General features: G+C 41.1%; 18 protein-coding genes. 9 read left to right on the top strand and 9 right to left on the bottom strand.

Annotated elements, in window-relative coordinates; all coding sequences use genetic code 11:
- Window positions 1-39 precede the first annotated feature (39 nt).
- Window positions 40-327: a hypothetical protein gene (locus AC2IOM_RS20760; protein ID WP_054979312.1), complete on the top strand. Its 288-nt coding sequence runs from the start codon at window positions 40-42 to the stop codon at window positions 325-327.
- A gap of 274 nt (window positions 328-601) precedes the next feature.
- Here the strand turns inward: AC2IOM_RS20760 and AC2IOM_RS20755 are convergent, their stop codons facing one another.
- Window positions 602-2371: an endonuclease gene (locus AC2IOM_RS20755; RefSeq protein ID WP_486360028.1), complete on the bottom strand. Its 1770-nt coding sequence runs from the start codon at window positions 2369-2371 to the stop codon at window positions 602-604.
- A gap of 317 nt (window positions 2372-2688) precedes the next feature.
- Here AC2IOM_RS20755 and AC2IOM_RS20750 point away from each other — a divergent pair, with 317 nt between their 5' ends.
- Both AC2IOM_RS20750 and AC2IOM_RS20745 read left to right on the top strand, forming a co-directional pair.
- A complete protein-coding gene (locus tag AC2IOM_RS20750; RefSeq protein WP_158683439.1) occupies window positions 2689-2862 on the top strand; it encodes a hypothetical protein in 174 nt (57 codons plus the stop codon).
- A 58-nt stretch (window positions 2863-2920) separates the two neighbouring features.
- Window positions 2921-4045: a TRAP transporter substrate-binding protein gene (locus AC2IOM_RS20745; protein ID WP_486360027.1), complete on the top strand. Its 1125-nt coding sequence runs from the start codon at window positions 2921-2923 to the stop codon at window positions 4043-4045.
- 79 nt (window positions 4046-4124) lie between these two features.
- On the opposite strand, the gene AC2IOM_RS20740 is transcribed toward AC2IOM_RS20745, so the two are convergent.
- Window positions 4125-5912 carry a putative bifunctional diguanylate cyclase/phosphodiesterase gene (locus tag AC2IOM_RS20740; protein ID WP_486360026.1) on the bottom strand — a complete coding sequence of 596 codons (1788 nt, stop codon included), beginning with the start codon at window positions 5910-5912 and terminating at the stop codon, window positions 4125-4127.
- Between the two features lie 538 nt (window positions 5913-6450).
- On the opposite strand from AC2IOM_RS20740, the gene AC2IOM_RS20735 reads away from it, so the two are divergent.
- Complete coding sequence (locus tag AC2IOM_RS20735; RefSeq protein WP_486360025.1) at window positions 6451-8574, top strand: TonB-dependent receptor; 2124 nt, start codon at window positions 6451-6453, stop codon at window positions 8572-8574.
- Window positions 8575-8633: 59 nt separating this feature from the next.
- Here the strand turns inward: AC2IOM_RS20735 and AC2IOM_RS20730 are convergent, their stop codons facing one another.
- The 7 genes from AC2IOM_RS20730 to AC2IOM_RS20700 all read right to left on the bottom strand — a co-directional run bounded on the left by AC2IOM_RS20730 (window position 8634) and on the right by AC2IOM_RS20700 (window position 14400).
- The gene (locus tag AC2IOM_RS20730; RefSeq protein ID WP_486360024.1) at window positions 8634-9494 is read right to left on the bottom strand and encodes an EamA family transporter; all 861 of its coding nucleotides are present in this window, start codon (window positions 9492-9494) and stop codon (window positions 8634-8636) included.
- A gap of 222 nt (window positions 9495-9716) precedes the next feature.
- The gene (ahr, locus tag AC2IOM_RS20725; protein ID WP_486360023.1) at window positions 9717-10718 is read right to left on the bottom strand and encodes an NADPH-dependent aldehyde reductase Ahr; all 1002 of its coding nucleotides are present in this window, start codon (window positions 10716-10718) and stop codon (window positions 9717-9719) included.
- A gap of 65 nt (window positions 10719-10783) precedes the next feature.
- The gene (locus AC2IOM_RS20720) at window positions 10784-11050 is read right to left on the bottom strand and encodes a hypothetical protein (RefSeq protein WP_138628351.1); all 267 of its coding nucleotides are present in this window, start codon (window positions 11048-11050) and stop codon (window positions 10784-10786) included.
- 131 nt (window positions 11051-11181) lie between these two features.
- Entirely contained in the window at window positions 11182-12024 is an 843-nt protein-coding gene (locus tag AC2IOM_RS20715; protein ID WP_486360022.1) for an alpha/beta hydrolase, read from the bottom strand.
- 126 nt (window positions 12025-12150) lie between these two features.
- Window positions 12151-13593 carry a DKNYY domain-containing protein gene (locus AC2IOM_RS20710; RefSeq protein ID WP_486360021.1) on the bottom strand — a complete coding sequence of 481 codons (1443 nt, stop codon included), beginning with the start codon at window positions 13591-13593 and terminating at the stop codon, window positions 12151-12153.
- A gap of 107 nt (window positions 13594-13700) precedes the next feature.
- Complete coding sequence (locus tag AC2IOM_RS20705) at window positions 13701-13910, bottom strand: helix-turn-helix transcriptional regulator (RefSeq protein WP_486360020.1); 210 nt, start codon at window positions 13908-13910, stop codon at window positions 13701-13703.
- Window positions 13903-14400: a hypothetical protein gene (locus tag AC2IOM_RS20700; protein WP_486360019.1), complete on the bottom strand. Its 498-nt coding sequence runs from the start codon at window positions 14398-14400 to the stop codon at window positions 13903-13905. The genes AC2IOM_RS20705 and AC2IOM_RS20700 overlap by 8 nt, the downstream gene beginning before the upstream one ends.
- 335 nt (window positions 14401-14735) lie before the next feature.
- Between AC2IOM_RS20700 and AC2IOM_RS20695 the strand changes: the two genes are divergently transcribed.
- From AC2IOM_RS20695 to AC2IOM_RS20675, 5 genes are all read left to right on the top strand, one after another.
- Window positions 14736-14993 carry a hypothetical protein gene (locus tag AC2IOM_RS20695; protein WP_486360018.1) on the top strand — a complete coding sequence of 86 codons (258 nt, stop codon included), beginning with the start codon at window positions 14736-14738 and terminating at the stop codon, window positions 14991-14993.
- A 55-nt stretch (window positions 14994-15048) separates the two neighbouring features.
- Window positions 15049-15366 (top strand): hypothetical protein, encoded by a 318-nt coding sequence (locus AC2IOM_RS20690; RefSeq protein ID WP_486360017.1) that lies wholly within the window; start codon window positions 15049-15051, stop codon window positions 15364-15366.
- 347 nt (window positions 15367-15713) lie between these two features.
- Complete coding sequence (locus AC2IOM_RS20685) at window positions 15714-16010, top strand: hypothetical protein (protein WP_486360016.1); 297 nt, start codon at window positions 15714-15716, stop codon at window positions 16008-16010.
- A 1-nt stretch (window position 16011) separates the two neighbouring features.
- Window positions 16012-17616, top strand: coding sequence for a PepSY-associated TM helix domain-containing protein (locus AC2IOM_RS20680; protein WP_486360015.1), 1605 nt, complete (start codon window positions 16012-16014; stop codon window positions 17614-17616).
- Entirely contained in the window at window positions 17613-17978 is a 366-nt protein-coding gene (locus tag AC2IOM_RS20675) for a DUF3325 domain-containing protein (protein WP_486360014.1), read from the top strand. Before AC2IOM_RS20680 ends, AC2IOM_RS20675 begins: the two co-directional genes overlap by 4 nt.
- The last annotated feature ends 29 nt before the right edge of the window (window positions 17979-18007 follow it).

Below are 18007 nucleotides of genomic sequence, written 5' to 3'. Positions count from 1 at the left end.
GCCTGATTTGTGCACTTTTATATGTTTGAGGGATAAACAGTGAATGATATTGAAAGAAATAAGCTAATAAAAACAAGTTGGCAATTGCATAGTTTGGTAGAAGATAGTTACCTCAATAACTCCGCTACCAAGGGAGATGAAGAGTGGCTAGAAAAGCAGCGTATTCTTTTAGCAGATATGGCAATTCATTTATTGCAAACAGCTATGAAACCAGGAAGTATCGAACTTGATAAACTAAAAAATAATCTTCACTCCATTTTGACCATCACCGATCAGTTTTTACCGCACTCTGGACTCAAAGAAGCAACAGATAAGCTTTACGAATAAATATAGAAGTTAATTAAACTAAGTTTGCTTATATTTGCCGCTATTAGCCTTCGCTTATATGCGAACAGGGCAATACTTAAAAGCAAAAGAGGGGTTTTCACACGCGCTAACGCTGTATAAAAAAATGGCGGTACTGATTATACTGTGGTCGATTTTTTAAATAACATGATTAGTGACGCAAATACCAAACTAATGCATTAAGTTAATACAAAAAAAGCGCCAGATGTCATTGGCGCTTTTTTTAACATTGCGATTTACCTAACTATAAGTACCATTAGTTAAAGGTAATTGACCAACTGTTTAGCGTGCCCGTATCTTTACGATAGTTGTCTTCTACCCGTAGCTGCCACTCGCCGTTTGCAACCGATGAGGTTGTTACTGTGTATTGCGCTTTTACGTCATTAGCAGAGTCTGAGCCATTTTTACTTTTAAGCGTAAACTCGCTGCCGTCGGGAGCAATTAACACCAAACTAATATCACCGCGATAGGTATGGGTTATATCTACATCAACCGTAATAGTGTTGGCACTACCAAAACGCGTTACCGCTAAGTTTGATGTTACTGACGCGTTATCTGGAATTGCCGTTGCTGTCGTATTGGTAAATACTGACTGCGCAGGCTCAGTTGGTGTTGTGCTACCACCTTCAAATGTTTGACCTGAATTTACTTTATTTGATGTAGCCGATGCCAAGTGCCAACTAAAGTCACTATACACTTTGCCTGTACCTTTAAGCTGTAATGACATGCCTACTGCGGTGCTGGTATTTTCAGCCATACCAATATCTGTCGATGTTAATCCATTAGCCGGACCATCTGTTGCTGTTAAACTGCCTTCGTAGCTTAAAAATTGCACCACTTCGTTTTTCGAATTTATCAATGCAATGCCATCAGCCGCGCCATTTTGCAAACCTGCAATCGCAAAAAATTGCGTGCCGAAACCGCCCTGCTGATCTGCAAGTACACCCGATAAACTTATGGTTTTATATGCGCTGCCGCCATTGCCATTGTATGCCACCAGCGACCAACCGCTCAAATCAATGCCCGCGGCACCTGCAATTTCAACACCTTCGTTTACGTCGGTGCCGTCATTGTCATAATAAAGCTCGTTAATCCAAGGCGTGCTGTCACTCGGAGTGGTCGGTGTGCCAGTATCAGGGCCTTCACCTGAACAGCTGCTTTCAAATACACATGCAACAAATTCTGGGTGGTCAATAAATGGATTACGATTGCCTTGATGCTCAAAGATTGCGTCGTTTCGGCGCGTTTCAAAACTGTCTACTGGATCGGCTTTATGCCATGCCAGCAAGGTTGATTTTAGTCCCATGTAAGCAATCGCTTCATTGCCACCTGTTTTTGAGCCCTCAATTAACATGCGATCATCGGTCAGAATAAGATCAGGTTCTAACACCCCAGTGACTGAGTGACTACCACCTTCATAACGCACTACTAAATACATAAGTGCACGCGCTACATCACCACGGCGTGCAGGCCATGTTTGCCATGCTCCCGTCGCACCCGAACCCAGCGTTAAGTTAATATCATCTGAGCCACCGCCGCGATTATTGTTAAGCTCCGTTGCTTTTACAATGCACGCTGCATCGCTGCACGTTGCATACGGTTTATTACTGCGGCTTGAGTTATAACTGCTATCAGCAATAAACAAATGGTGCAAATCTGTGTAAGGGTAATTATTGCTGCCGTCACTTGGAAAGCCGTACGACTTTGGCCAACTGTGCTCGCGATTATACTGAGTGTTGCCGCCGCCAACTTTTGCATAGCTCGCGTTTTTATACACGTCAATCACGTTATTACTATTTGCTGGATCTTGATCCGCAATTTCCAGTACATCCCAAGTGTCGGTGCTTGATGAGGTATACGGAATTTTAGTATGCCCTTTAATGATGTTATGTAGGCTTTGTTTTAGGTTAGTTGGCGAAGATTGATCAGCCGATTGATAGTAATTTTCAGGTGCTGCTGCCAGCGATTGTGTTGCATAACTTGCAACAATAATTGATGTTACGATTTTTAAGCGTGAGAGATTCATGGTTATCCATTTGTTTTTATTAAAAAATTCAAATCAATACCATCCTTTGTATACTGCTTCCTGTGCAACTTTTTGAAATTATTGCCGCGCTACTTTAAAGTATTATTTTTACAATTTCCTTACATTTAGAGTCAAAACTCTATTTAAATCTCGATTTAGCCTGCTGTAGGCCATACAGAGCAAGGGATTTGCAGTTTCGATAACAAATGTAAACAGAAGGTAAAAATAGTTGTTTAAAATTTCTTCAAACTGTGTCATTAATTTGTAATCAAAAACGGGTAAACCAAAAGATGAGCATATAAATCATCGGTGGCAATATGATGACAACTAAACGATACCTAATTGAATTTGCAATCAGTGAAGATGACAGCGTGTCACGTTATGTGGCAGGGCCTAATCTATCACTTGATGGCGTAACCGCGTGGGCAGAAAAACTAGAGCAAGAAGAGGAGATTTTTGAATCGTTTACGATTAAAGATGTATCTGACTAGCAAAGACAACTGCCCTAGCGCGCATTGAAAGCATTCTGAACTTGGCTAAACTTGAAGTATGCCAATATCACGTCGTTATTTTATCAAATCGTCGAGCGCGCTTGTTGCAAGCTCGCTTTTTCAGGTTGGCTATTTAAACGCAGCAACAGCGCTGCCAAATACCGACGATTTGGCACAAGACAACGAAATTAAACAGCGCAGTGATCACACCTTAGTATTCGCATCGCCCTATCACACCTCAGATGCCTCATTCGTTCCACATTTACACATCGAGTTTAAACGTAATATTCAAGCCCTGTCACAAGGCAAGATATATGTTGATATTCAAGGACAAGGGGCTATGGGTATTGGCACCGATCTTATGGCTGCGGTATCGCGGGGACGCGTTGATGCAGCACTTATTTCGGTTGCTAATTTATCGCGCGCGTTACCACTTCTAGATATCTTAAACATTCCGTTTTGGGCAGGTGACAATCAAGCCTTGTTAAATCTCATCAGCTCACCATACTGGCAGCAAAACGTCATTGAAAAAATAGTAAAGCAAGGCAAATTAGCTATTTTATATCACTACATTACAGGCGGGCGCACACTCAGTACCACAAAACGCACAAACACAGTTATTAAGGTCCCTACCGACCTTAAAAATAAAGTCCTGCGCATACCTGCAAGTAAGGTACTTAAACACTTTTACAGCATGACCGATGCACATATTGTTGAAGTTAATTGGGCAAACGTGGCAGCAATGGCACGCGTAGGCAAGTTTCACGTGCTCGACCCCGGTATAGTTGGCCTGTATGCAGGTCCAAATAATTTACGTGACGAAATCGCCACCATTACGCAACTTAATTCTGTGCCAGATACCTGGGTCAACGTAGTCAGTCAAAAATGGCTTAACACCTTACCGCGAACGCTGCGTTTAGCTGTGAACGATGCCGCTGAAAAAACCTTTTTATCTCAGCTAAGTAATATCAGTCATATCGAATCAAGCTGTGAACAAGAGTTTATAAAGCGCGGCTGCACCGTGTTTAAGCCAGATCAGCCAACGATTGCCTTATGGCAAGACCAATTTGGTCATCATCGCCATGAATGGCGCGAAATTAAAGAATCACTGCTTGGCTCAAGTAATGAGTTTTCTAAATTATTAGACGCAACTAAAGTCTCGAGTAAACATAATTTGGGATAGGGAAACACAGCTTTTTATTTGCCGTGCTTTTTACTTAATTAATAAAAAGCTAAACGTTTAGCACGCCAAAAGGCCTAGATTAGTGAGTACCTACTCGCGCCAAGGATTGGCTTTCAAGCATCTGTTCAAATTCATTTTGTGGCAAAGGTTTAGCAAAATAATATCCCTGATACATATAGCAACCTTCGCTGTTTAGCACATCTAACTGTGCCTGTGTTTCTACGCCTTCTGCAATGGTGTGCATACCTAAGTTATTGGCTAATTGAATAATGGTTTTAACCACCATATGCGCTCTTTCACAAGTGGCGCAGTTATCAACAAAGCTTTTATCAATTTTAAGTACGTCGATCGGTAACTGACTTAGTTGACTTAATGAAGAGTAAGCCGTACCAAAGTCATCAAGAGAAAGTGTAAAACCAGCCTGCTTTAATGCGCTAAGAACTTGAATATTTTCTTGCATATTGTCCATCAGTGCACTTTCAGTTTGCTCAATTTCAATAAGTGATGGCGGGCAGCCTGTTTCGTTTAATGTTGCAAGCGTTTGCTCTATAAAATCATCTTGTGCCAGTTGAATGGCCGATACATTAACCGCAATACGTTCAAAATGTGCGACCTGTTGCCACTTTAACGCTTGTATGCTGGCTTCTTTAATCACCCAATTACCAATTGCGATTATTTGGCCTGTTTGCTCTGCAATTGGAATAAACTCGCAAGGACTGATAAAACCCAATGACGGATGGTGCCAACGCAATAATGCTTCTGCCGACATAATCACGCTGTTTTTTGCGCATACTTTAGGCTGATAATAGAGTGACATTTGGCCATTTTGTATTGCACTTTTAAGGTCCGTTTCTAGCGTGTAACGGCGTGTAGCGCTTTCGCTAAGTGAAGGTTGGTAAAAATAATAGGTATTTTTACCCTCTCGTTTGGCTTTATACATCGCCAAGTCGGTATACGAACAGAGCGTTTCTGAATCTTGCGCATCATTTGGCATAATCGCGATGCCGATACTTGCGCTTAGCGTGTATTTCTTTTCTTTACACACATAACGCGATTTACTTTGCGCAATAATTTGCTGCGCAAGTGATGTTGCGTAAGGCTTTACATCCTCTTTCGGCAGACAAATAAAGGCAAACTCGTCACCGCCTGTTCGAAAAACGCGATAATCATCATTAGCTAATGTAGCAAATCGATTCGCTACAAGTTTAAGTGCAGAATCCCCGGCGATGTGACCGATGCGGTCATTTAAGTTTTTAAAGCCATCTAAATCAACCACTAACAGGGCAAAGTTTAACTGTTGATTGTGTTCACATTGACTGATGCAACGCGCGAGTGTTTCTAAAAAGTGTTTACGATTAGACAATCCGGTGAGGTAGTCGGTGTAGCTTTCTTTACGGAACAACTTCATTTGATCGCGAGATCGTTTTTGAAAAAACGCCATAATCGTTGCAAAAATCGTAATAAATATCAGTTCAGCGGCATCTTCAAGTACATCTGCAAATATTGCACTGCTAAAAGAAGGAATATAAGCGGTTAACAATAAAAACGCCGCTAAGATAGGAAACAGTGAACCGGGAAACGTCATCACATAAAGCAGCGGGATCAGAATGTAAACTTCTTCAATAACCTCAATATCGAGCTGAAAAAGCGAACCAACAAGCACCATGCTCGCCAGAGAAATACATGCAAAGGCTTGTTTTAGTTTGGTACTTTTTGCTAAGTATGCTGCCGCAGAAAATCCCGCAAACAGTGTATAGCCAAATTGTGCCAAAACCGGCTGATCAAACCGGAAAATAACGAATACCGTTATGCACCAAATCGCGAAAAATACCGTGGTTAATAAGGCTGTAACTGAAAAAAACCTCATTGAACGTAACTCGACCCCTAAAAACAATACAAAAGAACTAATAAAAACGGAGTTTCTATGAATTTTTCAGTATTTTATTGTAAATGAATATAAAAATACAGCCGTGCGTTAGTCTAATAATTTATAACATGCCACGACTTGCACAAAAAGCAAACACCTTAGTACTAAGCATTCAAAAACTGGTGCTAACGTGCAGTAACTTATTCAACAAGTAGGTGGGGAAATCTTGTTAAAGCATCGTTCTATCGTCCTGCTCACGCCCCTTACCTACATCCCTGTAGGCAAAGCTTCCGCGTCCTGCTCACGCTCCTTACCTACGTCCCTGTAGGCAAAGCTTCCGCGTCCTGCTCACGCTCCTTACCTACGTCCCTGTAGGCAAAGCTTTTATTGGTGGATGCGGTGTTAAGTTTGCTCTAAAAAACAACGGAGCTACGCCAAAGAACAATAAATGCAACTCAACAGACCCATAACGTATTGCAATTAATAGTTATTATCATTAACATCCGCACTAATTTTTTACTCAAGTATCGGATAAACCATGTTAAAAACCTCCCTCAGCCTAACCGCACTCTTTGTTTCTAGTGCCGTATTTGCCGACGCACCCAACGCCGAGCAGCAAGCCAAAGATATGGAACGCATTATCGTAACGGGCAGCCGTGTTGAAGAACGTTTAGATGAAGTAACAGCATCGGTAGTGATCGTTGATCAGCAAGCACTACTAAGAAACATGGAAGTAACCAATGAATTGCAAAGCATTTTAGCCATTCAGGTACCAGGTATGGGGCCAAACACTGGCACTAACAGCAGTTCAGGTCAAAACTTACGTGGCCGTAGTGCGCTTGTATTAATTGATGGTTTACCGCAATCTACTCCTCTTAGAAATGGTCGTTTAGCAATTCGCTCTCTTGACCCTAGTGTTATTGAACGCGTTGAAGTGATTAAAGGTGCTACCTCAATTTATGGTAACGGTGCTGCGGGCGGTATCATCAACTACATTACTAAAAATGCCGACAGCAAAGACGGCTTTAACGGTAAACTTAATCTTGCAACTAATTTTTCCGCAACCGACTTCGACGACAGCTTAGGCAAACGTGCCGATGTAACGCTGGATGGTCGTAACGATAAGTTAAGTTTTGTTGCCAATGTCGCTTATGAAGATAACGGCATTATTAAAGACGCCGACGGCGACCCGCTTGGTTTGCTTTATGGTATGTCTGGCTTTGAATCAAAAAATGCATTTACTAAAATCGGCTACGACCTAACCGATCAAAGTGCGCTGTCGCTTACTTACAACTATTTTGAAGGTCAGCAAGAAACCGACTATATCAGCATCAACAAAACCGTTAACGACGGCGAAAAAAGCTACGCTGAGAAAAACACCAGCGGAATCAAAGCGCCGGGCGATCCGCAAGGGCCGCGTGGTAACCACAACTTAAAGTTACAATACGAGCACGCTGAAATCTTTACCGATACCTTGTTTACCGGTGATGTTTACTGGCAGAAACTTGAAAATGTGTTTTTCTACAGCACTAAATTCCGTGATCCTGAGCTAGGTTTAGCGGGCGGTCAGTCTATGATTGAGTCTGAAAAAACCGGTATTCGTGCAAACTTTAATACTACAGTTGATTTTGATAACACTGCGGCCAGCTTCACTTACGGTATCGATTTACTCAACGATGTGACAGCGCAAACCATGGTAGATGGTCGTGATTGGACGCCTGAAATGGACATGGATAACGCCGCGCTTTATTTACAATCAAAGTTCGTAATTAATGATGATTGGGTAGTAAAAGCGGGTCTTCGCCATGAAGAAATTGATGTATCGGTGAATGATTTTCAAACTCTTATGGTGTGTCGCAAAACTTGTAGCGACGTAGTCAATGTCGCTGGCGGCGATATTGAATACAGCGCAACAACCTACAACCTTGGTTTACGTTACAACGCGTTTGACACCTTTATGCCATTTGTAAGTTATTCTGAAGGCTTTGATGTGACAGATTTAGGACGTACCTTACGCACCGCATCTGCACCAAGCATCAATAAAATTGATACAGATGCGTCAATCATTAAAAACTATGAAATTGGTTTTGACGGCTACTACGGCATTTTCAACTATCAGTTTGCCACTTTCATCAGTAAATCAAATATCGGTACCAGCCTTGTAGAAGATGCAGCAACAGGCAAATACGAAAGCGTGCGCTCGCCGCAAGAGATCTACGGTTTTGAAGCGGCACTTGAAGCAAAACCAAGCGATCCCCTTACACTCGGTGTTAACTACAGCTGGTTAGAAGGTAAAAACACCGATACCGATGAATACCTTAACGGCAGTACAATTAACCCGCCTAAATTTGCCGCTTATGCCGATGTCACCATCACAAATGACTGGCACGCATCACTTACCATGATGCATGTTGGCAGCCGTGACCGTTTTGAAAAAGTAGGTGACGTATACACAGGCACCAATGGTCCGGTAAGTAGCTACAATGTTGTTAACCTGAGCACTTCATACCAAATAAGCCAAGATTTCAAAGTATATGGCGGTGTAGAAAACTTACTTAATAACGATTACTACCCTGCTCGCTCTCAGTCTTACACAGGCAGTGGCTACAATGTGAAAGGCAAAGGCGCTACGGTTAATTTAGGTATTAACTACCTGTTTTAATCAGTAATTAAATTAAATAAGGCGCCAATAAGCGCCTTTTTTATGTACTTAAAATACCATTATTGTGAATGTGCTAAACGTTTTGTAAAAACCCGATTTAGCCAAAGTGCCAATAGCATAATTGCCCCGCCAAGCGATAAACGAAGTAAATCGGCATCGCGATTCCAAATCACTAAATTTACAACAATACCCGCCGGAATAAGCACATTATTCATTACCGCAAGTGTGCCTACATCAACCGCTACTGCGCCTTTGTTCCATGCAAAGTAACCAAAGCCCGAGGCGATTAATCCTAAATAAGTTAAAACGCCCCATTGCGTAACTGTTGTTGGTAATTTATTAATATTGCCAAATAAGGCAAAGCACGTTGCCGCAACAATTAAAGCACCCACAAAAAACCAGGCAAATGCTGTTTTATGATCAAGCGATTGTTCGCTCATGACACGCTTATAAAATACTTGTCCGCTGGCAAAGCAAATATTAGCGCCTTGCACTAAGCATAAGCCAAACACAAAATCGCCATCAATGCCCTGATAGCGAATCGCCACCGCGCCAATAATGGCAATAATGGCTACCAGTGAAAACTGGGCGTTAAAGCGCTTTTCTAAAACATCGTTTAATAGCGTGATATAAAGCGGTGTCATTACCGTAAACAGCAGTACTTCAGGCACACTTAAATACAAAAAACTGTGGTAGTAAAAGCCATACATAGCGCCTAATTGAATCGCCCCGATAGCAATTAATTTAAGCGCGAGCGGTTTAGCAATACGGGTAATGTTTAAAAACGGTATAAACACCACTGCGGCAAGCGCAACACGCATTAGCACACTAAACCAAGCGTCGACTTGTCCTGCCAAGTACACACCAATTAAGCTAAATGAAAATGCCCACAAAATAGTGACTGAGATTAAGTAATTCATGAATAAATATGGATGGTTAATAAAGCTATGTTATTCCAAAGAGTGTAACCAATTCCCCATCACAATGGTATTAAAGACGCGTTTTCGGCTGGTATTAAACTGATTAATTAAAACGGTACTTGAAATTAAAACGGTGTTACAAAAATTAAAAGTGATATGGTAGCACCATATCACTTTTAAACGTATTGCGTGCTAAATAAGTATTTACACCCTACTAGCCAATTAATCTTTTTCAAGCACAATACGATAACGCGCATTTCCCGACTTTAAATGCGCCAACGCATTGTTCACATCACTCATTTTAAAGGTTTCAATGTGCGGTTTAATATTGTGCTGCACCGCAAATTCCAGCATTTGGGCTATTGTTGCCGGACTGCCCACAGGTGAGCCTGATACTTGTTTTTGCCCGCCAATTAAACCAAACGCACCTAAATCAAGCGGCTCTAATGTAGCCCCTACAAAGTGTAAGCGCCCTTTTGGTTTTAATGTTGAAAGGTATAAATTCCAATCCAGCTTTACATTAACTGTTGAAATCATGAAGTCGAATTGATTTGCCGCGGCCTCAATTTCGCTGCTATCTCGCGAGTTCAGCGTATAGTGTGCACCAAGGCTTTTTGCTTCGTCTGATTTTGCCTCAGATGATGTAAATGCGGTAACTTCACACCCCCATGCATTTAAAAATTGCAGCGCTAAATGCCCAAGGCCGCCAATGCCGATTACCGCAACCTTATCGGTTGGTTTTATATCAAATTGCACCAATGGGTTAAATACAGTAATACCGCCACAAAATAACGGCCCCGCAGATTGCGCATCCATGCCATCCGGTAGCGCAACAACAGCCTTTTCATTAGCTCGCACTTTATTCGCAAAGCCGCCATGGCTCATTATCGTAGGCGTTGCCGCCGCGCATAAGTTTTCATCACCGGTATTGCACGAATAACAGGTTTGGCAATAGTCTGAATGCCAGCCTAAGCCGACTAACTGGCCTTGTTGTAAACTATTTACGTGACTGCCAGTTTCTACAATACGCCCAACAACTTCATGGCCCGCCACAAGCGGGTATTGTGAAAAACCCCATTCATTATCGATCATTGAAATATCAGAGTGACAAATGCCACAATATTCAACTTCAATTTCTACCTCGTGATCGCCTAATTCACCTACTTCAATCGTATGTTTTTCTAATTTGCCACCGGGCTCTTTTGCTGCGTAAGTTGTAATCATGATTGGTTTCCCTTAGTTTTTAAATTTACTTAAGTGGGTACTGAACAACACGGTGTGGCGATCACTTAAAAGTCGCAATCTAATAATTTCATTGGCTTATCTGCCGCCATCACACACCCTCTTGCATCATCGCTCGCTGCTTTACACTGCTTCAACATTTGTGAACTGCTCGGTGCTTTATCACCTAAAACACGCTTTGCATGGCTTACCACTGCTTTACATTCAGTTACGGGAACGGGGTCGGCCTTTGAACAGCCAGTTAACAATACAATGGCAAAACTACAGCTTAGCGTAAGAGTAACGCTAGACGCGGGGAATTTAAGATGGTTCATAACAAGTCCTGAGAAAATAATCGTTCACTCAGTATAGTCATAAATTGGGGTGGTCAATTTGCTGTTAACGAATATAAGCCCACTTTGCGTTTGCTATTGAGTGGGCTTAGTTACAGGTTAAAAGTTACAGGTTAAAATTTTGCAAGAAAGGTTTGATAAGCAACTTGCACATTTTTACTTTTGAACATTTCGCCGTGACCGGCATTTTCTGCAATTACCAGCTGCTTTTCAGTACTTGTACTTGCGTTAAATAGTTTCTCTGACAAAATTGCAGGCGTTTGTTTATCATCAGCGCCACCAATCACAAGCAGTGGCCCTACATAGTTTTCACTAAGTACTTGTTTATTATCAACCGAGTAAAACGCATCATCAATTTGCACATCAACAAATACTTTTGAATACCAAGGCATCGCTTCGTCTACCCAATCATCCACATTAGTCGCCGAGCCTTGCATGACTAACCCATCGACCGTTTTATTTTTGGCAAGTTGCGCAGCAATAAAGCTGCCAAGTGAATACCCGTGCACAATCACTTTGTCGGCTTTAAGGGATTGCTTGGTATAGTCGAAGGTAACATTAGCATCGCTGATTAAATTAGCGATTGTGGCAGTGCCTTCGCTCGCACCTAAGCCGCGACGGTCAAATATCACGATGTCGTAATCGTATTCGGCAAGCTCAAGCAAGGCGTTGGTGGCCGCTTTTTCAACGCTCATGCCATTGCCGGGAATATACAAAACTGTGTTTTGTGTTTTCTCATTATCTAAGAAAATGCCGTACAAGGTAGTGGTTTTATCTTCTGACGGGATTGAGATCACGTTGACATTATGGCGCGGTGTTTGCGCATTCAAGGTGTTGATAAAGGTATCGCTATAAAGCGTTTTTTCATCATCTTGTGCAATAAAGCGTGATTCTTTAATAGTGGCCGTACAGCCGGTAAGCGCTAATGCAGATGCGAAAAAGACCAGGCGTTTCATATTTATATCCTTATTATTATTTTTAATATAAGAACATCTCCAATATGAAAAGTTCAACATCTTCATGTATTTAGTTAGTAGCTTAGTGGCTGTTAAACTCTACTGTTGTAAACCCACTAGGCGCAACTAATCATTCCTTGTCGCAACGCGAATGCCATTTTTATAAAAATAGCGTTTATCTTCTGCATCGTATTTTTCGTAATTGCGATGGCTTCGCATAAAGGTGTTCACATCTGCACCTTCAACTCGTGATCCATGCCAATAAACAAAATTTGCGTCGCGAATTGCCATATCACGATTAATCACAACCACAGTATTTAAATCAACGCCTTCAATTTTTTTATCTTGAAAATAAACCGCATTACCATCACTTGCATAACTTGCAAAGCGTTCCAATAAGGTGAAATAGTCAGCATTGGCACCGTCTATTACTTTACCTTGAAAAAATACCTTGCCACCACTTACTAAATAATCATCATTACTCAGCACTTTTAACGGTGTTTGTTTTTCACCAAGTAATTGGTTTTTGTAGTAAATACGCGAATTATCACGACCGTAACTGCCGTGCTCTAGCAATAACGCATAACTGTGCGCATCGGCATTCGATAAGCGGTGTTGTTGATAAAACACCTGACTGGCATCTTTGGCAAAGCCGGCATTATTAATAATCTGAAAGGTTTTAGCATCAGCGTGTGCTACACGGTTTTTGCCAAAATAAACGCTGTCATCAAGGGTAAAATAGTCGTCATTAAATTGCGTAAAAGAATCGATATTTTGATAAGCAACCGACTCTAACCATACACTAGATTGCGAATCGCCATTATCGTTTTGCTGATAACTGGCATCAAACCAATACAGCTTATGCTCGTCATAAATAAACTGTTCATTGAGTGCGTTAACATGTAGGCCCGCAACTTGGGTTTTAATAAAACGATCATCGTGTTTAATAAATACCGAATGCGCATCTTTCACTATGTATTCATTTAAAAGCGCTAACGATGCAACATCAACTGCTTGCGGTACAAAATAATAATAAGCCTGCTTATCATCTTTCGTCCAAGCATCATTTATTATTTCAAAACTAGCTGGATTTGCATCACTAATGATATGCAACGGGGAATCTGATTGCTCAGCTAAGGCACTTTCAGCAACAGATCGCGATGGCACATAAACGTGGTTTTTATCGCGCGCAATTAGCTCATTAATAAGTGAAAAAGTCATGTAATCAACTGAACGGGTGATCACGTCTGATTGGTAATAAATATTGTTTTTGTCTTTAGCGAAATCGCGCGCCAGTACTTCAAATGTCTCAACATCAGCCCCTTCAATTAGGGTATTGCCAAGTTCAAACCAATTCCCCATGGGCGAATAACGAATTTGCTGTTTATCGTATGAATAATAATAAGAATCTGATTTGTCTTCGTCGACCGCACCAGAGAACCAAAACGACGGATTAATAAGGTAACTTAACCAAGGTCGGTCATCGGCGCGTAATTGTGATGCAAAACCCAAAAGTACCGCAATAAACACGGCACTGAGCCAGAATTTGCCATTAAACAAGAAATCCATTGCTTGATTAGCCTTTATTTTTTTATTTTTATCCTAATCTAAAACGTAATTTATGTCAGTGTTTATTATGACTAATTTGCATATTTAATGCGCAACTTAGTCGCTTGTTACTGATACTGAAACACGCTTTCTAAAGGCAAATCAAACACAGCAGCAATTTTAAACGCGACCTCAAGCGAGGGGGAATACTTGGCAGCTTCAATTGCCATAATGGTTTGGCGCGTAACGCCTACACGATCGGCTAATTCTTTTTGCGTCATTTCGCTATTCATAAAACGCAGCATTTTAATTTGATTAGTAATTTGAAGATCAGCCATATACTGCACTCATTCGGCCTTTAACAAGCTGCATTATATAGTTAACCGCCTCCGACACAATAAACGACAAAACCATAATATGCAGCGCTAAAAATGGCAGTTGGTCCCCTTTAGCTGGCAGCCAATTTTGCGCTTCAGCAGTGTACTGAAAAATAGCAATGCATACACCGGCTTGCAGCACCCACAAGGCATGTTTATTACCAAACAAATCAATTAACTTCTCACGTTCATCAAGTGGTTGCTCTAACTCTCCGTCGCTAACCACTTGCAGTAATACTCTGCTCGCAATAGCAACCACAATCGAAAATACAATTGCCTTAAGCAATAAGCTTGAAACAAAACCAGCATCAGCTTGCATTTCAGGCGTCGCAGCAATCAAACGCGTTAAATAGAAATATAAAATGCCAAGTGTTGCAACTAAATCCACCGTTAGCGTCAACTCACGAAAGCTAATCGAATTAAGAAAATCCCGTAACTCATTTTTAGTCATGTTTGTTATTCCTTACATGAAGTTAAAAATATTTAACATTAACAAATATAAACCAACACTTTTCCATGTCAAATATTTTTTACTTTGAGTTAACTAAAACTAACCTCAATCCATTTAATTGATCTACAACATAATCATCTTGTTGTGATTTAACGGTATTTTGATTAGTGTATGATTTGCTGGAATTTTTATAGCTTTGTTAGTGTGACTAAAGGTTATCTTTGACCTGATAAGTTAGTGGACCTAATAAAGTTCCATTAAAAAGCGGCTAGCTAGTAAAGAATATCTAAATTGACAGCGTAATCTTGAAATAAAGTTTGATGATGCGAGTATATATGCATGCGTTATCCGAAGTGAACTATGATGCAATTCTTTTCTTGAAGATGCGTCTTGAGCATAGTGGAATCGAAACAGCTAAACGTTTAATTCATTCTTCCGGTCATACCGCTCTATGGCAACTAGGTCGTTTAGATTTAACCGTCGAGGCGCTAATAATTGATATTCCAATTTGGCATTCGTTTTTTAATAAAGAAGCGCTTGTTATTTGCGAGAAAAGATTGAAAGACTATCGATTTAAGCCCCTTACTAGCTAACACGAAGCGCTATATACACCTCTAAATTAGAGTTAATTCAAATTAAAGGAATAATATGAAACTTTATCCATATTCAAAAATTAAAACAGAAAATCTTAAAGGCTTGCTAATTTTATCTAGGTTTCTCGGTTTGTTAAGTTATGTATTAGCTATAAGCACAATTTTTGTCGGTCTTTATCTTACTTTCGGTGGACCAGGGGGAACAACAGAGCTTGCTAACGGAGCTACTTTGACCATTCAGAGGAGTAATGGCCCAGCAATTTTGATTACCGTATGGGGAGTAGTTGCTTCTTTATGTATTTTAGCTGTTAGTGGATTATGTGCAGCAGTTGTTTCCTGTGAGTACAAGTTCACAAGAAATACTGAGTCATAAGCATATACAAGCGTAACAATGAATTGATGTCTAATGCTTGACCGCCGCTAATTTTAGCCAAGCTTTAGACGTCTCGCCCTTTACGCCGCGTACAATCTTCCACATTTCCATTGCCTTACCGAATTTGCGCTTCACCATCTCACAATTAAATTAACCAAAACTAATATCTCAACATCTGAAGCTTTGTGCTCTCCATTTACATAGTAAAAACGTTCTTTTACATCAATCACCACCACACGCAACAACAAATAATTATGCTCTTATCGTATCAAACACCTTCCCCATATTTATAATGAAAACAATTACTGTTATCATTTGTTGTCTCTAATTTTATTTCTCGTTTATTTATGGAACATGTTTCGTCAAAAAGCAGTTTTAAAAAGGAAATCTGCTACCGCATTTTAATTGCCGTGTTTTTAGGTTATGCACTAACCATCTCAGCCAGTGTTTTAATTTCTTTTCTATTGCCACTTTCACAAAAAGACGCCGTTGCTGCCAGTTCAATGCTGAGCTTTGCTCTTTATACGGGTTACATCATGTACGTATTTTCAGCAAAACGTTATCGCAGCGTTTTCATTAACAGCCTGTTAGTACTCGCCGTTAGCGCGCTGGCCAACGCGCTTATGTTTTGGCTGAGAGGTTAATATGAGAAGTGGATTTCGCCAGTCTATGGCGTGGCTTCATACCTGGACCGGTATTTTAGTAAGCTGGCTGCTTTATTTTATTTTTGTTACCGGCACCTTAGGTTATTTCGACAGTGAAATAGATGCATGGATGGCGCCCGAGTTGCCAAAAAACACCGCCAACATCGAAACATCGTTAACAACCGCGCAAACCCATTTGCAGCAATACGGGCAAGATGCAAAAGAGTGGCGAGTCTACTTACCACTGGTACGCAGCGAGCCCCACCTGCAAGTGAATTACCAGCAAATAAATGAACAAGGTAAGTTGAGTCGCGTTAGTAAAACACTGGATAGTGAAAGCGGTGACGTACTCGAGCACCGCAAAACAGGTGGTGGACAAGCCTTGTATCGCATGCATTATCGATTGCATTACTTGCCGACCCGCTTTGCTTATTATTTAGTGGGTATTTTCACTATGTTTATGCTGCTTGGCCTAGTTACTGGCATTGTGGTACATAAAAAAATCTTTAAAGAGTTTTTTACGTTTCGTTCAAATAAAGGCGCTACATCTTGGTTAGATGGGCATAATTTAATGAGTGTTGTAAGCCTGCCGTTTCATTTAATGATTACCTACTCAGGCTTGATCATGTTTATGTTTACCTATGTACCGTTTGTTATGAACGCCAGCTACGGCCTCGATGAACAAGGCAAAAAGCAATTTTTTGATGAATATTATCAACGCGGTGCACCGAACGATGCAGCTGGAATAGCTGCCGCCCAATTACCACTGTCTGTACTTTATCAAAAAGCGCAAGATGTATTAACGCAGCATAACGATACACGGCAAAGTTACGCGATGCGTATTTATCACCCTAACGATCTAAACAGCTTAGCGGTGTTTTCCCTTGAACAAACCTCACCAAGTGATGACGGTGCAAAACTTATTTTGAACGCCACTAACGGTGCAACATACGCATATACACCACAATTTGAAGGCACGCGTCATGTGCAATCTATCTTTTTAGAATTGCATGAAGGGATTTTTGCCACGCTATCGGTCCGTTGGTTGTACTTTTTTACGGGGTTAACGGGCTGCGCCATGATTGCCTCTGGCATGATACTTTGGACGACAAAACGCCGCAAAAAAGCGCTCTCAAACCCTGCTGGTTTACCCTTTAATTTTAAATTAACCGAAGGGTTAAACATAGGTACAGTGGTCGGATTGCCCGCCGCTATTGCTGTATATTTTATTGCGAATCGTTTGTTGCCTGTAGAAATGGCATCGCGCGCTAATTGGGAAATGCACTGCTTGTTTATAACTTGGTTAGTGTTTTTGCTGCATGCGTGTAAGCATTCTTGGCAAAATCGCGGCGCAGTTGCCTGGTACCAGCAATGGCTTATGGCTGCCGTTTTATTTGCGCTGGTACCAATTACCAACGGCCTAACCACCGAACGCGGTTTAATTACCAGTATCAAACAAAACGATTGGGGTTTTGCTGGTTTTGATTTAGTTAATCTTGCCGCTTCTGTGCTTTGTGTCTGTATTGCAATGCTTGTGAAAAAACACCGTTTAGTAAACGCTGAGATAGCACCAAAAGAAAAGCAACGCCGCGAGGTAGTCGCATGATTTTACTAGTTTCAAGCTTATTGATTTATCAGGCGCTTTGCTTATTTATGTTGGCGATGCCTAAATACACTAAAGTACTCGGTCGTGAATTCAAACCGTCGCCTCAACAAAGCACCTGGTTCCGCCTCGGCGCGTGGCTTTTAATCGCTTTGAGTATCACCATATTAACCCTTGAAAATGGCTTTTCAAACGCACTTGTGCTGCTTTGCGGGTTAGTTACTGTGCTTGCGTGTTTATTGAGTGTGTTATTTGAAAAAAAGCCTTTTTACGCGTTAGTGCCGGTTATTCCAAATAAACAGCCATTAAGCGTAGTATTCGCGTTAATGCTGGGGCTAGAACTAACTGGATGGTATTTTATATAACTCGCACTTGGGTTTTCAAACCGCCTAGT

Source organism: Pseudoalteromonas sp. NS-SX12, from assembly GCF_057367955.1.
Note: the sequence above shows the minus strand (reverse complement) of the source record. Positions and strands in the feature narration are given on the sequence as shown.

Coding starts and splice junctions, on each gene's coding strand:
- ahr (WP_486360023.1), bottom strand. CDS start 10,718: ATGATTACAACTTACGCAGCAAAAGAGCCCGGTGGCAAATTAGAAAAA.
- AC2IOM_RS20740 (WP_486360026.1), bottom strand. CDS start 5,912: ATGAGGTTTTTTTCAGTTACAGCCTTATTAACCACGGTATTTTTCGCG.
- AC2IOM_RS20720 (WP_138628351.1), bottom strand. CDS start 11,050: ATGAACCATCTTAAATTCCCCGCGTCTAGCGTTACTCTTACGCTAAGC.
- AC2IOM_RS20745 (WP_486360027.1), top strand. CDS start 2,921: ATGCCAATATCACGTCGTTATTTTATCAAATCGTCGAGCGCGCTTGTT.
- AC2IOM_RS20710 (WP_486360021.1), bottom strand. CDS start 13,593: ATGGATTTCTTGTTTAATGGCAAATTCTGGCTCAGTGCCGTGTTTATT.
- AC2IOM_RS20755 (WP_486360028.1), bottom strand. CDS start 2,371: ATGAATCTCTCACGCTTAAAAATCGTAACATCAATTATTGTTGCAAGT.
- AC2IOM_RS20750 (WP_158683439.1), top strand. CDS start 2,689: ATGATGACAACTAAACGATACCTAATTGAATTTGCAATCAGTGAAGAT.
- AC2IOM_RS20675 (WP_486360014.1), top strand. CDS start 17,613: ATGATTTTACTAGTTTCAAGCTTATTGATTTATCAGGCGCTTTGCTTA.
- AC2IOM_RS20700 (WP_486360019.1), bottom strand. CDS start 14,400: ATGACTAAAAATGAGTTACGGGATTTTCTTAATTCGATTAGCTTTCGT.
- AC2IOM_RS20690 (WP_486360017.1), top strand. CDS start 15,049: ATGAAACTTTATCCATATTCAAAAATTAAAACAGAAAATCTTAAAGGC.
- AC2IOM_RS20715 (WP_486360022.1), bottom strand. CDS start 12,024: ATGAAACGCCTGGTCTTTTTCGCATCTGCATTAGCGCTTACCGGCTGT.
- AC2IOM_RS20680 (WP_486360015.1), top strand. CDS start 16,012: ATGAGAAGTGGATTTCGCCAGTCTATGGCGTGGCTTCATACCTGGACC.
- AC2IOM_RS20735 (WP_486360025.1), top strand. CDS start 6,451: ATGTTAAAAACCTCCCTCAGCCTAACCGCACTCTTTGTTTCTAGTGCC.
- AC2IOM_RS20705 (WP_486360020.1), bottom strand. CDS start 13,910: ATGGCTGATCTTCAAATTACTAATCAAATTAAAATGCTGCGTTTTATG.
- AC2IOM_RS20730 (WP_486360024.1), bottom strand. CDS start 9,494: ATGAATTACTTAATCTCAGTCACTATTTTGTGGGCATTTTCATTTAGC.
- AC2IOM_RS20695 (WP_486360018.1), top strand. CDS start 14,736: ATGCATGCGTTATCCGAAGTGAACTATGATGCAATTCTTTTCTTGAAG.
- AC2IOM_RS20685 (WP_486360016.1), top strand. CDS start 15,714: ATGGAACATGTTTCGTCAAAAAGCAGTTTTAAAAAGGAAATCTGCTAC.